The organism is Undibacterium sp. JH2W, from assembly GCF_049340425.1.
Classification (GTDB): Bacteria; Pseudomonadota; Gammaproteobacteria; order Burkholderiales; family Burkholderiaceae_D; genus Undibacterium.
In genome coordinates this window covers 1-504 of the sequence record NZ_JBMPOT010000070.1, presented here as the reverse complement: position 1 = coordinate 504, position 504 = coordinate 1, and the positions used below count along the sequence as shown (strand labels likewise).

The window sequence follows — 504 nt, the reverse complement described above, 5'->3', positions numbered from 1 at the left end:
CTGACAAAGTAATGTTGTCTGCTCTACCCAAGAAAATTCAGTAGTAAAAAATTTAGCAGTAACAAGATTAGTACCAGGCAACAAACAAACCAAGTCGTACATAAAAACAGCAGTAAGCAATACCAACCTTATTTTGTTAAAAGGAAGCACCTCAATGAAAACCCGTTTCTCCGCATTCCTGGCTGCAACACTCCTGGCTTTGACAGCCGCCGTTGCCGTCGCTCCTGCATCCGCACAAGAATCTGCTTCTGCTGCTGCCTCTGCTGCTGCCCCAGCCCCTGCTGCTGAAGCCGCCTCCGCACCTGCAGCCCCAGTTGCTGACGCTGGCGCACCTGCTGCACCTGCAGCGGCCAAAGAAGTCGTAGAAAACCCATACGGTCTGGACGCCCTCTGGAAAACAGGTGACTTCGTTGCCAAAGGCACACTCATCATCATGGTCATCATGTCCATGGGTAGCTGGTACATCCTCATCACCAAAATTATCGACCAGGTCAAACTGTCTGG

The 504-nt window shown here is 50.6% G+C and carries 1 pseudogene; it reads left to right on the top strand.

The window, feature by feature from the left end:
- Positions 1 to 154 precede the first annotated feature (154 nt).
- Positions 155 to 504, top strand: a pseudogene (locus ACO0LC_RS29155) (MotA/TolQ/ExbB proton channel family protein); the annotation flags it as partial.